This window comes from Streptococcus sp. SM3 (assembly GCF_027497875.1).
Genome location: NZ_JAJNSA010000054.1, coordinates 1 through 16,091 on the forward strand (window position 1 = coordinate 1; position 16,091 = coordinate 16,091).

Annotated in this window: 7 protein-coding genes; 1 reads left to right on the plus strand and 6 read right to left on the minus strand. The window is 41.0% G+C overall.

Going from position 1 to position 16,091, the window contains the following annotated elements; all coding sequences use genetic code 11:
• From PAN06_RS08745 to PAN06_RS08770, 6 genes are all read right to left on the minus strand, one after another.
• On the minus strand, nt 1-9,805 hold a 9,805-nt coding region (locus PAN06_RS08745), incomplete at its 3' end, for an SspB-related isopeptide-forming adhesin (protein ID WP_269796095.1).
• Between the two features lie 238 nt (nt 9,806-10,043).
• Nucleotides 10,044-10,538, minus strand: coding sequence for a carbonic anhydrase (locus PAN06_RS08750; RefSeq protein WP_269796096.1), 495 nt, complete (start codon nt 10,536-10,538; stop codon nt 10,044-10,046).
• Between the two features lie 282 nt (nt 10,539-10,820).
• Nucleotides 10,821-12,182: a DNA repair protein RadA gene (gene radA / locus PAN06_RS08755; protein ID WP_269796099.1), complete on the minus strand. Its 1,362-nt coding sequence runs from the start codon at nt 12,180-12,182 to the stop codon at nt 10,821-10,823.
• 10 nt (nt 12,183-12,192) lie between these two features.
• Nucleotides 12,193-12,708: a histidine phosphatase family protein gene (locus PAN06_RS08760; RefSeq protein ID WP_269796097.1), complete on the minus strand. Its 516-nt coding sequence runs from the start codon at nt 12,706-12,708 to the stop codon at nt 12,193-12,195.
• A 181-nt stretch (nt 12,709-12,889) separates the two neighbouring features.
• The gene (locus tag PAN06_RS08765; RefSeq protein WP_269796100.1) at nt 12,890-13,429 is read right to left on the minus strand and encodes a histidine phosphatase family protein; all 540 of its coding nucleotides are present in this window, start codon (nt 13,427-13,429) and stop codon (nt 12,890-12,892) included.
• A gap of 1 nt (nt 13,430) precedes the next feature.
• Nucleotides 13,431-13,877, minus strand: a complete 447-nt coding sequence (locus PAN06_RS08770; RefSeq protein ID WP_269796101.1) for a dUTP diphosphatase — start codon at nt 13,875-13,877, stop codon at nt 13,431-13,433.
• A 437-nt stretch (nt 13,878-14,314) separates the two neighbouring features.
• On the opposite strand from PAN06_RS08770, the gene PAN06_RS08775 reads away from it, so the two are divergent.
• On the plus strand, nt 14,315-16,091 hold a 1,777-nt coding region (locus PAN06_RS08775; RefSeq protein WP_269796098.1), incomplete at its 3' end, for an Ig-like domain-containing protein.

A 16,091-nucleotide genomic window follows, 5' to 3' on the forward strand; every position in this document is an offset into this window, starting at 1 on the left:
CGTAAGCTTTGATCTTAGTAGAATCAAGTTCCAACTTAGCTTCATCGTAGTCATCTGAGATTCCTACTGATTGGATGTTGTCCTTGTTAGATGCGTCGAATTTAGTTGTATCCAACCATACTTGGTAAATCAACTTATCGCCACGTTTAACAGTCTTGGTATTCAAGTTTTGAGCTTCGTTGTTTGATGCATTGTCCGCATATGGGTTCGCATTTGTATCTGCGTACTTGTCTGCCAACTCTTTATCGTCATCAACGAGCTTGTCACCTGTGATATCGAATTTCTCTTCAGAAACAACATATTTCTCTGGTTGGAATTTAGGTTCTTCTGGAGGACGAACAGTATTGTTGAACTCTTTATCAGCGATTGCTCCTACAGTTGCTACAAGGGCTTTAGCCGTACCATTGTGTGATACTGTGATTGCTACAGTAGCTTTCATTGTATCGTAAGCAACAGTTGCGTCTGTTCCCTTCACTTCTTCTACAGTGTAGTTATGTACGCCTTCTTCGCCCTTCTTGAAGCTGAGTGGTGAGAATGCAACATTACCAGCCGCATCGTTGCTTACTGTTTCGACAACTTTACCTGATGCGTCTTTAAGCACGAAGCTGAATTCGTTAGCTTTAAGTTCACGACCTTCCAAACGTTTCGTGAAGTTGAATCCTACTTCAACTGGAACGTTGTTAACACGTTTTTCAGTTGGTTTGTTTGGTTTTTCAACAGTCTTGCTTACTGGGTTGTAGTAGTTTACTACTTGAGCCGCAGTATTTTCGATGTCTGCACCACCAGGAACATCGTTCTTAACAGTTGCTGGAATATCAAACTTGTAGTAACGTCCGAATTCGAATTTAGTTGTGTCAATGATTTGTGTGTTTTCAGCGTCGCCAAGTGACTTAGTGAAGCCATCTTTAAGGGTTGCAGTAATCACACCATTGTTCACAGCGATATCGAATTTATCTGTTACTTCTGCGCCTGTTACTGAATCGTAAGCTTTGATCTTAGTAGAATCAAGTTCCAACTTAGCTTCATCGTAGTCATCTGAGATTCCTACTGATTGGATGTTGTCCTTGTTAGATGCGTCGAATTTAGTTGTATCCAACCATACTTGGTAGTAGATCTTTTCGCCGCGTTTAACAGTCTTGGTATTGATGTTTTCTGCTTCGTTGTTTGAAGTTCCATCTACATATGGATCTGTATTTGTTTCACCATATTTATCAGTCAACTCGGCATCATCGTCAAGAAGCTTGTTATCAGTGATAGAGAATTTCGCTGTATTTAATACGTATTTCTCTGGTTGGAACTTAGGTTCTTCTGGAGGAGTCACACGGTTGTTAAATTCTTTATCCGCAATGTCGCCAACTTTCGCGATCAGAACTTTAGCTGTTCCGTCGTGTGATACAGTGACTGTTACATTCGCTTTCATTGTGTCGTATGTAACGGTTGCGTCTGAGCCTTTAACTTCTTCTACAGTGTAGTTGTGAACACCTTCGTCACCCTTCTTGAATGACATAGCTGAGAACTTAACGTTACCAGATGCATCGTTGCTTACAGTTTCAAGAGTCTTACCTTCTGAATCTTTAAGCACGAAGCTGAATTCGTTGGCTTTAAGTTCACGGCCTTCCAAGCGTTTTGTGAAGTTGAATTCTACTTCAACTGGAACGTTGTTTACACGTTTTTCAGTTGGTTTGCTTGGTTTTTCAACTTTCTTAGTTGTTGGGTTGTAGTAGTTTACAACTTGAGCCGCAGTATTTTCAATATCTACACCACTAGGTACATCAGCTTTCACTGTTGTTGGGATGTCGAACTTATAGTAACGTCCAAATGCGAATTTAGTTGTGTCGATAACTTGAGTGTTGTCCGCATCGCCAAGTGACTTAGTGAAGCCATCTTTAAGGGTTGCAGTAATCACACCGTTGTTCACAGCGATATCGAATTTATCTGTTACTTCTGCGCCTGTTACTGAATCGTAAGCTTTGATCTTAGTAGAATCAAGTTCCAACTTAGCTTCATCGTAGTCATCTGAGATTCCTACTGATTGGATGTTGTCCTTGTTAGCTGCGTCGAATTTAGTTGTATCCAACCATACTTGGTAAACCAACTTGTCGCCACGGTTAACAGTCTTCGTATTGATGTTTTCAGCTTCGTTGTTTGCAGTACCATCCACATATGGGTTGGCATTTGTATCTGCGTACTTGTCAGCCAATTCAGAATCATCATCAAGAAGTTTGTTATCAGTGATTGAGAATTTCTCTGCATTCAATACATACTTCTCTGGTTGGAACTTAGGTTCTTCTGGAGGAGTGACACGGTTGTTAAACTCTTTATCAGCAGCATCTGTTACATTCGCTACGATTGCTTTAGCTGTACCGTCGTGAGAAACCACAACTTTCACAGTTGCAACCATTGGGTCGTAAGAAACGGTGCTATCTGTACCACGAACTTCTTCTACAGTGTAGTTGTATGTCTTACCAAGATCATCTTTACCAAACTTAAGTTGAGTGAAGTTAACCTTACCAGTCGCATCATTCTTCACTGTTTCGACAACATTGCCATCTTTCTTAAGAACGAATGTGAATTCTTGATCTTTCAATTGACGACCTTCAAGAGATTTCGTGAATTTAAGATCAAGTGGAACTGGAACACTGTTGACACGTTTTTCAGTTGGTTTGTTTGGTTTTTCAACTGTCTTGCTTACTGGGTTGTAGTAGTTAACGACTTGTGCTGCTTTGTTTTCAATATCGGCACCAGCTGCGACATCGTCTTTCACTGTTGCTGGGATATCAAATTTATAGTAGCGTCCAAATTCGAACTTAGTAGTATCAATGATTTGAGTGTTTTCAGCGTCGCCAAGTGACTTAGTGAAGCCTGCTTTCAGGTTCGCTGTCAGAACACCGTTGTTATCAGAGATATCGAATTTAGTCGTAACATCTGCGCCAGTAACTGAATCGTAAACCTTGATATCTGAAGCATTAACAGTCAATTTATCCTTGTCGTAGTTATCTGTGATTCCTACTGTTTGGATATTGTCTTTGTTGCTTGCGTCAAACTTAGTTGTATCCAACCATACTTGGTAGTAAAGTTTAGATCCACGTTCAACTGTCTTAGTATTCAAGTTTTCAGCTTCATTGTTGTCAGTTTTATCGACATATGGGTTTGTATTTGTTTCACCATATTTATCTGTCAATTCAGAATCGTCATCAACGAGCTTCGTACCTGTAATATCGAATTTCGCTTTAGAAACAACGTATTTCTCTGGTTGGAACTTAGGTTCTGTTGGAGGAGTTACCTTGTTGTTGAATTCTTTATCGGCAGGATCTGTCACGTTTGTGATCAAGGCTTTCGCAGTACCATCATGACTTACTTTAACAGTTACAACTGCAGCCATTTCATCGTAAGTGACAGTTGAATCTGTACCCTTAACCTCTGTTACAGTGTAAGTGTACGTACCTTCTTGACCCTTCTGGTATTTAAGGGCAGTGACAGTTTTACCAGCTTTGTTTGTGTAGTCAACTGGAGTGAACTTGAAGTTACCGTCTGCGTCGTTGGTTGCAGTCGCAATCACAACATTGTCGCTGTCTTTCAACTCGAATGTGAATTCGTTAGCTTTAAGCTCACGACCTTCCAATTTCTTAGTGAAGTTAAATTCAACTGAGATTGGAACATTGTTGACACGTTTTTCAGTTGGTTTTTCAGGTTTTTCAACTTTCTTAGTCGTTGGGTTGTAGTAGTTTACAACTTGAGCCGCAGTATTTTCGATATCCGCACCAGCTACCACATCGTCTTTCACTGTTGTTGGGATGTCGAACTTGTAGTAACGTCCAAATGCGAATTTAGTTGTGTCGATCACTTGTGTGTTTTCTGCATCGCCAAGTGACTTCGTGAAGCCAGCTTTCAAGTTAGCTGTCACAATACCGTTATTAATAGCGATATCGAATTTGTTAGTAACATCAGCACCAGTGACTGAATCGTAAGCCTTGATTTCAGATGCAGTAACATTCAACTTAGTTTCGTCGAAGTCATCTGAGATTCCTACTGATTGGATGTTTTCTTTGTTTGTGTCAGAGAATTTAGTTGTATCCAACCATACTTGGTAGTAGAGTTTAGATCCACGTTCAACTGTCTTAGTATTCAAGTTTTCAGCTTCATTGTTGTCAGTTTTATCGACATATGGGTTTGTATTTGTTTCACCATATTTATCTGTCAATTCAGAATCGTCATCAACGAGCTTAGTACCTGTGATATCGAATTTCGCTTTAGAAACAACGTATTTCTCTGGTTGGAACTTAGGTTCTGTTGGAGGAGTTACACGGTTGTTGAACTCTTTATCAGCGATTTCGCCAAGCTTAGCCACTAAAACTTTAGCTGTACCTTTGTGTTCAACAGTGATAGCTACAGTTGCTTTCATTGTGTCGTATGTCACAGTAGCATCTGTTCCTGCAACTTCTTCAACAGTGTAGTTGTGAACGCCTTCTTCACCCTTCTTGAATGTAAGAGCTGAGAACTTCACATTACCATCTTTATCGTTGCTTACAGTTTCAACAACTTTACCTGTTGAATCTTTCAATACGAAGCTGAATTCGTTAGCTTTAAGCTCACGACCTTCCAAACGTTTAGTGAAGTTGAATTCCACTTCAACTGGAACGTTATTTACACGTTTTTCAGTTGGTTTGCTTGGTTTTTCAACAGTTTTGCTTACAGGGTTGTAGTAGTTGACTACTTGAGCTGCAGTATTTTCGATGTCTGATCCACCTGGTACATCAGCTTTAACTGTTGCTGGGATATCAAATTTGTAGTAACGTCCAAAGGCGAATTTAGTTGTGTCAATGATTTGAGTGTTTTCTGCATCGCCAAGTGACTTCGTGAAGCCAGCTTTAAGAGTTGCAGTCATCACACCATTTTCAACCTTGATGTCGAATTTGTTTGTTACATCGTCACCAGTTACTGAGTCATATGCTTTGATTGCTGAACCATCTACATCAACTTTTGTTTCATCGAAGTCATCAGTGATTCCTACTGATTGAACGTTTTCTTTGTTAGTTGCTGAGAATTTAGTTGTATCCAACCATACTTGATAGTAGAGTTTATCTCCGCGGTTAACAGTCTTCGTATTGATGTTTTCTGCTTCATTGTTGTTTGTTTTATCAACATATGGATCAGTATTTGTTTCACCATATTTATCAGTCAACTCAGCATCATCATCAAGAAGTTTGTTATCAGTGATTGAGTATTTAGCTGTATTCAATACATACTTCTCTGGTTGGAACTTAGGTTCTGTTGGAGGTGTTACGGTATTGTTGAACTCTTTGTCAGCTGGTTCAGTTACGTTAGCAACCAATGCTTTAGCTGTACCGTCGTGAGATACTGTTACAGTTACTTCTGCCTTCATTGTATCGTAAGTGACAGTTGCGTCTGTACCTTTCACCTCTGTTACAGAGTAAGTGTACGTACCTTCTTGACCCTTCTTGTATTTAAGGGCAGTGACTTTTTCACCAGCTTTATTTGTGTACTCTACTGGAGAAAATTTAATCTTACCATCTGCATCGTTGGTTGCCGTTGCGATCACAACATTGTCGCTATCTTTCAACTCAAATGTAAATTCGCCAGCTGTTAGCGCACGACCTTCCAAACGTTTTGTGAAGTTGAACTCTGCAGTGATTGGTACACTGTTCACACGTTTTTGAGTTGGTTTTTCTGGAGTTTCAACAGATTTGCTTACTGGGTTGTAAACGTGAACGATTTGGTTGGCTTTGTTCTCGATGTCTACCCCACCTGCAACGTCTGCTTTAACAGTCGCTGGGATATCGAATTTATAGTAGCGACCAAATGCAAATTTAGTTGTGTCAATAACTTGAGTGTTATCAGCATCACCTAAAGATTTGTTCATAGAAGCTTTAGATGTCGCTGTAATGACTCCGTTAGCTACTGTAATATCAAATTTAGATGTTACATCAACTCCTGTTACACTATCGTATGCTTTAATATCAGCAGAGTTAACAGTTAATTTGTCTGCATCGTAAGTATCAGAGATACCAACAGATTGGATGTTGTTTTTGTCAGTGAAGTTTTTAGTATCTAACCATACTTGGTAAACTAATTTATCACCACGTTCAACAGTCTTCGTATTGATGTTTTCTGCTTCATTGTTCTTGACTTGATCAGCATATGGATTTGCATTTGTTTCTGTGTACTCATCCTGAAGCTCATCGTCATCGTCCATTAATTTTGTACCTGTTAGGTCAAATTTTTCTTTGTTAAGTACAAATTTTTCTGGTTGGAACTCAGGTGTTTCCGGAGGAGTGATCTTGTTGTTAAACTCTTTATCCGCTGTTCCATCAGTAGCATTACCATTCGCATCTACCCCACCTGTTGATGATACGTTGGTTACAGTTGTAAGAGCATGACCATTCTTAGCAACTTTAATAGTGATAGTTGCTTTCATCTTATCGTAAGTCATACCAAGCTCTTTGTTGGCTGGGATTACTTCTTCTACTGTATAAGTATGAGTACCTACTTTAGTATTATCAAATGAAATTTCTGAAAATGTTACAGTTCCGTCTTTTTTGTTAGCTACCGTTTCAACTTCTTGTCCGTTTGCATCTTTAAGAACGAATTTGAATTCGCCGTCTTTCAGTTCACGTCCAGCCAATTTCTTAGTGAAGTCAAACTTTGTCTTAACTGGTGCTACAACATAGTTGTTGAACTCTGTATCTTCAGGCATTGTAACAGCTGCGCTCAAGATACCTGTTTGAGTATTTTTCGTAACGTTAACTGTTACGACTGCATTCATATTATCGTAGTCGATGTTTGTATCTGTTCCAGCTACTTCACGCACAGTATAAGTGTGTGAACCTTCTTTATCGTAAGAAATCGCGTCGAATTGGATGGTTCCATCAGCCGCATTTTTCTTCGTTTGGATCACATTGCCATTTTCAAGCAATTCGAATGTGAAGGCATCCTTCGTGAGCTCTTTCCCTTCCAATTTCTTAGTGAACTTGAATTGAGCTTGTGTAGCAACAGGTGTGAAGGTATTGTTGAACTCTGTATCTGATGGAAGAGTGTTTGTTGCTTTAAGAACGTGACCTTCCTTAGTAACAGTGATTGTTACTTCAGCCTTCATTGGGTCATATTGCATACCAGCTTCAGAACCACGAACTTCTTCAACAGTGTACTTGTGAGTACCAACTTGTGCATTTGTGAATGTCAAATCGTCAAAGGCTACAACACCTGCCTTAGTATTAGTCTTAGTTTGAAGAACAGTTCCGTTGGCATCTTTCAATTGGAAACTGAATTCGCCGTCTTTAAGTTCACGTCCAGCTAATTTTTTACTGAAGTCAAACTTAGTCTTAACTGGTGCTACAACATAGTTGTTGAAGATTTTATCATCATCACTTGATTTGAATCCACCTTCAGCACGGTATTTAACTGCAGCTTCTAAGTCACCTTTAGAGTTCTCCGTTACAGTAACAGTCATCGTAACTGTCATTGCATCGTAGTCAACGTTTGTATCAGAACCCTTTTGTTCAGTGATTTTGTATTTATATGTGCCAACTTTAGTAAAGGTAAGCTTGCTAAATGTCGCTTTGCCGTCCTTGTTAGTAACAGTTTCTTCGTGTTTATCAGAACTGCTTTTCTCTTCTGTTAACTTGAATGTGAACTCGCCATCTTTTAATACACGTCCTTCAAGTTGTTTTTCAACTTCTGGAGTAACTGTTACAGGTTCTTGTTTCACATAGTAGTAAATAGGTTGTTTGTACGGTGTCAAAGTGTTGAGCAAGTCAACGTTGGTACCGATACCTCCTACCCCACGTTCCAATTGTGAGTTAGCTGAACCGTGTCCAATTCCATCTCCTAAGAATGGTACGAATACAGTATGATATGGTGTATATCCTGAAGCTTTTTGGAAGTCAAATTCAACTTCTTTACCGTTAGGATATTGTGTAACTGCACCTGTTTTTTCATTAGTTTCAGTATATGAAATTGTTCTAAGAGGTGATTTTTTAACAACTAAGTCCTGTGAATTCCATTCACCTGGTTTAATCGGCTTAGTTTCTGCTAGCAACATATAGCCATCGGTACTTAATGAACCATCAGAACGTTTGCTTTGTTGTCTTGGATCTAGCAAGTAAACACGAATAACGACTGAACCGTCTTCTCCAACAACTTCTTTGATACGTTTGATACCGTAACGGTCCGCATCCATGAATTTCGTACCAACGGTGTAAGGACGACTTACAGTACCTGATTGATCATTTGCGTCAGCAGTTTGGTAAAGTTTGTATCCATCAAATTGACGTTCGCCAGATGCTGTGAAACGTTGTCCTTCTTCAGCTTTAAGAGTGTATCTAGCTAACTCAACTTCATTACCATTTTCTTTATAATCTTGAACAGTTTTATCCGTTTTATTGGCGTTAAATGTTGGATTGTTTTTATCAACTACTTTATAGTAAGTTGTTTTATTAATTGTTACTGGTATTTTAGCGTTTGAATCAGTAATTGTACGACCATTGTAAGCTGGTTCAACAACGTTGATAATATCAGTTGTAGTACGAGCGTTATAAACCGCAGTATAAAGTGCTTGCTCTGCAGGCGTAAGTTGGTGCCCCGCAGCTACTAAGTCTGTGATACTCTTTCCAACTTCATAACCATTTTGAATAAATGGTTGAGCTACTTTACCTTTTTCACCAGTACCTGCTTGATAATCAACTTGGAAAGTTAATTGGCTATTAGACGCTGCCGTAGTAGTCGTAAACTTTTGAACACCACTAGAAGCGGTAATAGTTCTTGTTTCTACTACACTACCAGTATTTTTGTCGAGCAATTCAACAGTTGTATCGGTAGAGTCATCAAATCTCTTATAGGCACGCGCATAATATTTTGTACCATAACGTTCATTGAACTTAGTGAGATCCCAAATAGCATAAGTATAGTAGTCGCCTTCTTTAGCAGCATATCCTGATGGTACTGTTTGTGAACGAACACTTGCACCATTTGGATCCGTCATCTCAGGTGTAGCAACTTCACCGTCTTTTAAGAAAGTTGCTACAGCAACCGGCTCGTTATTGTGGTCTGTAGCGGCACGACGGTTACGACGGCTGCTTCTTGTTGCCAAAGCTCCACCGTTAGTCATATCAGTTGCTGCACGGTCAAGTACTGCGCTACTAACTTCAGCTGCTGCTTGATCTGCTTTAGGAGCTTCAGTACCACGAAGTAAGGTTGCTTGCACTTTAGGTTTGAGGGCCACTGTTGGTGTTGCAGCTTCACTTGCGCTTGCTGTTTCTGAGCTTTCGCTAGTTGCAGCGCTTGTAGAAGCAACTGGTTTTGCAGCTTCTGACGCAGCACTGTGCGCTTGGCTCTTTTCATCAGCTTTTTTTGCTTCTGATGTAGCAGTTGCTTTCGGTGCTTCAGCTTTAGGAGCTGGTTGTGCTGCTTCTTCGGCTTTAGCTGGTTTTACAGTTTCTTCAGCTTTCGGAGCTGGTTGTGCAGTTTCCTCAGCTTTTTCTGCTGCTTTGTTAGCCTCAGATTGTGCTTTGACTTCCTGCGCAGCAACTGTATCTACTTGATTGACATTTGTTGCTGGAACTTCATAAGAAGCTTCAGGAGAAGAGGCAGCTGTTGCAGTTGCTACTGTGCTATCAGATGCAGACTCCGTCGAAGCTGACGTCGATGCATCTGAAGAGGCAGTTGTTTCAGCCGCAGAAGCCGTATTGGCACCTGCAGCGAAAAGAGCTGTCCCTAAGAGAACAGAACAAACACCAATGCTATACTTCCGCAAGGAAAAACGCTGGCGTCTATTAAAAATATCCTTCATTTGATAGGATCTCCTTTTTCATATTTCATGATTCCATGATACAAATAAAATTGTAACACGATCGACACAGAGAATCAATATGTCGAAATAAATATGTCATAATTCTGTAAAAATGTCATAGTTTACCACGATTTTTTAATCATTTTGTCACATTTTTTCCTAGCCGGTTCATTTTTTTACACCAGTAAAAAAGAGTTCAAGAAAACAAAGTCCTTTTGTTTTCTTGAACTCTTCTATTTTATTTCACTTCGGAGATCAATCCGGTATCCACATCATACACAGCTCCTGAGATAATGACATCCTCTGGAATCAAAGGGGAATTCTTGAGAAGCTCCATATCCTCGCGAACGCTCTCTTTAATATCTTGAAAGGGGAGAAAATCGCGCTCTCCAACATCTACTCCCAGTTCTTTCTTTAAATGTTCCCGGAAACCTTCGTTTTCAAAGGTTTGTGCGCCACAGTCTGTATGGTGCAAGACAACAATTTCACGGGTTCCCATTTGCTGCTGGGAAATGACCAAGGAGCGGATCATGTCATCGGTCACGCGCCCTCCAGCATTCCTCAAAATATGGGCATCTCCAAGAGCTAAACCCAGTGCTGGTGCCACGTGAAGGCGAGAATCCATACAGGTCACGATGGCAACTTGTGTTTTCGGCTTAATCGGCAGACGGAGGTCTCCATGTAGAGCCACATAAGCTTGGTTGGCTGTTAAAAAATTATCAAAATAAGACATGGTCTCTCCTTTATTCCTTTGAATGTCAAATCATCTATTATTTTATCATATTCCCTTCTTTCTGTCAGGTGCTATCTGCTCATATTTGTCACATCGGAAAAAGAGAGTGGGACTAAAATCGGTCATTCGTTAGAATTCGATTTTGTCGTCCCACCTCCGCACAGTTGAGTAGGGCTGTAAAAGCTGATGAAATCAGCGTAGTACACATAATCACTGCGTCTTGCTCGACAATCCAAAGACAATTGAGAGGCTAGGACTTTTGTCCCAGCCTCTTTTCTTCTATCAAAATACTTTCTTCAAGACTTCAGCTAGTGTAGTCACACCGACCACTTGGATACCTGATGGTGTCGTGATCCCCGTCAGAGAATTTTTAGGTACATAAATCTTGGTGAAACCGAGCTTAGCAGCTTCATTGATCCGTTGTTCGATCCGATTGACTCGGCGGACTTCTCCGGTCAAGCCCAACTCTCCAACGAAACACTCTTGCGGGTTGGTTGGCTTGTCCTTGTAGCTCGAGGCAATGGCAACTGCAACCGCTAGGTCGATAGCCGGCTCATCCAACTTGACACCACCTGCAGACTTGAGGTAGGCATCCTGATTTTGAAGGAGCAAACCCGCTCGTTTTTCTAGCACCGCCATGATGAGACTAGCTCGATTGAAATCAAGCCCCGTTGTCGTCCGCTTGGCATTTCCAAACATGGTCGGTGTCACCAATGCCTGCACTTCAGCTAGAATCGGACGGGTCCCTTCCATAGTGACAACGATGGACGATCCAGTCGCCCCATCCAGGCGCTCTTCTAGAAAGACCTGGCTCGGATTAAGGACCTCGACCAGGCCACCTGACTGCATCTCAAAGATCCCAATCTCATTTGTTGAGCCAAAGCGGTTTTTGACCGCTCTCAGGATCCGGAAGGTGTGGTGGCGCTCGCCTTCAAAGTAGAGCACCGTATCCACCATGTGCTCCAACATACGCGGGCCTGCCAAGGTTCCTTCCTTTGTTACGTGCCCAACGATAAAGATGGCAATGTTATTAGTCTTAGCCAGCTGCATGAGCTCTGCCGTTACTTCCCGCACCTGAGAAACCGATCCTTGTACCCCTGAAATCTCAGGAGACATAATGGTCTGGATCGAGTCGATAATGAGAAAGTTTGGCTGGATGCGCTCCACTTCTGCTCGCACGCTCTGCATATTGGTCTCAGCATAGAGATAAAACTCACTGTCGATATCCCCCAAGCGCTCTGCACGGAGTTTGATTTGCTGAGCAGACTCCTCCCCACTGACGTAGAGAACCGTTCCCACTTGAGATAACTGAGTTGATACTTGTAACAGTAGGGTTGATTTTCCAATACCTGGATCTCCCCCGATGAGGACGAGACTCCCTGGGACGACACCGCCTCCAAGGACGCGGTTGAATTCCTCCATATCAGTCTTGGTCCGATGGACATTGATAGAGGTCACATCCGCCAGTTTCATGGGTTTGGTCTTTTCACCTGTCAAGGACACCCGGGCATTCTTAACTTCTGCAACTTCGACCTCCTCGACAAAAGAAGACCAAGACCCACAGTTAGGACAGCGCCCTAGGTATTTGGGTGAATTGTAGGCACAATTTTGACAAATAAAAGTCGTTTTTTTCTTTGCGATGATAAACCTCTTTCTAAATCTCTATCTCACACTCAATCACTTGGCAAAAATCAATGGTTTCATTTGGTACAAATTGACGCATGAGCATACGATGGGTAACCACTACAAGCTTTTGATAGTCTCGGTACTTGGCCAAACTTTCAATAAAGCGAGCTCTCATATCCTCAGCGGTTTCATACTGAATTGGGCTATCCGGAAGGAGCTTCCCATTATTTTCTAGAAACAGAGTCCGAGCTGTTTCAAAATTCTCTATACCACTTTCGTAGACCTGCCATTCGTGCAATAAGGGTTCTACTTTCAAAGGTAGGCCCGTAGCACAAGCCAGATAAGAAGCTGTTTCTAAAGCTCGCGTTACTGCTGAAGCTACTAGCAGATCAGCTGATTGGAACAAGGGGTTTTGGCAAAGATCCTGAGCCTGTTTCCTTCCCTTCTCAGATAAGGGAGCTAGATCCATTCCAAATCCGGAATAAGCACGCTCCTCTAACACACGATAATCTGGCTCCCCATGACGGACAAAGATAATCTTCATCTTAGTGCCTTGTTCACCCGTCAAGGATACCCGTGCATTCTTAACTTCTGCAACCTCTACCTCCTCGACAAAGGAAGACCAAGAACCACAGTTAGGACAGCGCCCTAGGTATTTGGGTGAATTGTAGGCACAATTTTGACAAATAAATGTCGTTTTTTTCTTTGCGATGATAAACCTCTTTCTATATCTCTATCTCACATTCAATCACTTGGCAAAAATCAATCTTCTCATTTGGCACAAACTGGCGCATGAGCATTCCGTGAGTTACAATGATAATAGTTTTATAATTTTTATATTTTTCCAAAGCTCTTAAAAAACGATGACGCATCTCTAGATCAGTTTCATAGCGATAAGGAGAATCTTCAGATAAACCTCCTTGATGTTTTAGATAATATTCATGAGCTACCAATACACTAGTTAAATCAGAGTTAGTGCCATCTAAGTCTGGACGCCACTCATGAAAAAACGGCTCCACAAATAAGTCCAATCCTGTTTCAACTGCTATATAATGTGCTGTTTCTAAAGCCCTCGTCACAGACGATGAAATAATAATCTCTGCCTTTCCAAAACATGTGGTTTTAGCAACTTCTTTTGCCAGACTGCGACCTTTTCCTGTCAATGGTGCTAAATCACGACCAAAACCGCTATAGAGTTGCGGATTTTCAAGTTTATCAAGCATACTATAATCCGGCTCCCCATGACGGACAAAGATAATCTTCATCTTAGTGCCCTGTTGACCCAAATCCACCGGTCCGTACGCCATCCGCCTCATCTCCATCTGCGATTAAAAATGGTGCAAAGACAGCCTGAACCACACGTTCTCCAACTTCAAGAACGACTTCCTGGTCGGTAATGTTTTTCATCTGAGCAAAGATATGGCCTTCATTCCCTGGATTACCATAGTAGTCGCCATCAATAACACCAACCGAGTTGATCAAGACCAGGCCTTTTTTGCGAGGGTTAGAGGAACGGTCGTAGAGATAGAGCACCTCACCCGCTTGCATATAAGCCTTGACCCCAGTTGGGACGAGGACGATTTCTCCTGGTGCAATGATCGTGCGTTCTGCCACTTTTAAGTCATAGCCGGCCGCATGCGCTGTCTCCCGTTTTGGCAGCAAGTCCTGGTTGGTATAGCTTGATACAAGTTCAAATCCACGAATTTTTGTCATCATCATTCCTCTTTTATTCTAAATTGTTTCTATCTCTTCTATTATACCATCACTTTGCCCTAGCGTCTCCTCAATTCTACTATTCGTATTCTTTCAATAAAAACTTACTTTTCCGTCCTTCTTTTTTGTAAATCGGTTGGTATTTTCATGGTTGTTTTCTGAAAGAGAACAAAAATTGATGAAATCTCTTAAAAGTTCGTAATTCCTGCCTCATTTCATCAATTTTAGCTTGAAGCTACTCATTATTTTTGCTATAATTCCCTGTGTAGGGAATAATTTTAAAAGTAAAATGTTTTACCCTATAAAATTATTTTATGGAGGTCGTGTCTCAGCACTCAATTCTTATTACCAACAGATAGGATTTGGACGTTCCTATCTTTAAGAGTAATCAGGCATTGATAACTAGGCACTAATTTTTTATGAAAAGGGAAGATAAGATGAAGAATAGAAATATTAAAATTTTCTCATTTGTCCTTTGTTTAGTGGCCATGCTTTTCGCTTTAGGTCTAAATCGCACTTCAGCAGAAACTCCTGGAGTGACCGTTAGCGGAAAATTGGTCGATACGATCAAAAATATCAAAGTTACCAATAATGAAGGTGGCAACCTTGATTGGGAATTAGGACAATGGGCAACATTCCGTATCAATGCTGAGTTCGACTTGGCTGGTAAGGATGTCAAAGCAGGTGACACAACGGATATCACTGTTCCAGATGCTTTGATTATTACATCACAAAGCTTTGATATTAAAGATGATGAGACCAATGAAGTCATTGCTCATGCAACAGTGGATAAGGATAATAAAAAGATTTCATTAACTTATACGGATTATGCGGAGAAACATTCAGATACACATGGTAAATTTTATTTCTACGCTCGTATCGACTTCAAGAAGCACCCTCAACAAGGAGAAATTCCGGTTGAAGTGACGGTTAACAACAAAACAACAATTGGTGGTAAAGTTTCATTTACTGGTGTTGGTGATGGTAACCCTAATGAATTAAAGAAAACAAGTTGGGTTCATAAAGATAATCCTAGAATAATTACCTATGGAATCTCAATTAATCAAAAGAAACAAAGTTTCAAAGAAGTGACTATTGAGGACAAGTTACAATTCACGAATGCGTCCTATGTAAAAGATAGCTTTCGTGTGACAAAAGGAGAAATGTCTTTTGTCGATGGCGAATGGCAATTTAATAACACTTCTGATGTAACCAATGAACATCCGGTTACTGTTAGCGCTGATGGACAATCATTCTCTGTTAGTCTTGGAGATGTTGCTGAAACGGATCAGTACCGTATTACTTATGATGTTCAGTTAAATTATTCACCTGTCGATGGAGAAGTTTTAAAAAATGAAGCTACATTAAAAGGTAAAGGAATTGTTATCAAAGAAGCTTTGAATAAAGCTGCAGTTCAAATTGCAGGTGGTTCCGGACAAGGTTATGTCTTTACCATTCATATCCATAAGGTGGGCGACGAAAATCAACCACTTGCTGGAGCTAAATTCAAAGTGGTACGTCAAGCCAACAACCAAGTAATCGGTGAATATGTGACCGATAAAGATGGGAATATCACAGTCAATGGTCTTTTAAAAGATAAATACATTTTAACTGAGTTACAAGCACCTGAAGGTTATACCATTACTACTGCTGATACCCCAGTTAATGCTGAAGATTTTAGCGGAACGGATCATGCGGTAACGAAGACAATCGTCAATCCAAAAGAACAGACAACTACTACGACAACAACGACTACGACAACAACCACTACGACAACTACCTCTACAACGACTCAAGAGCCAACAACAACTACGACGACAACTCAAGAGCCGACTACGACTACGACAACAACTGAGGAACCTACTCCTACTACCACTACAACAACTCCAGAGTCAACAACAACTTCAACGACAACTGAAGAACCTACAACTACAACAACGACGACTCAAGAGCCAACAACTACAACAACGACAACTCAAGAGCCAACAACTACAACAACGACGACAGAAGGTCCAAAACCTACGCCGACAACCACTACAACTACAACGACGACTACAACTACGTCTGAAAAACCAGTGCCTACAACGACCACTACGACAACAACGCCAGAGGGGCCAACAACGAATACGACCAAACCTGGTAAACCAGGTGATTCTGGCACGACAACTTCAAACGGAGGTCGCAAGACATTCCTTCCAAAAACAGGTGAAGCAG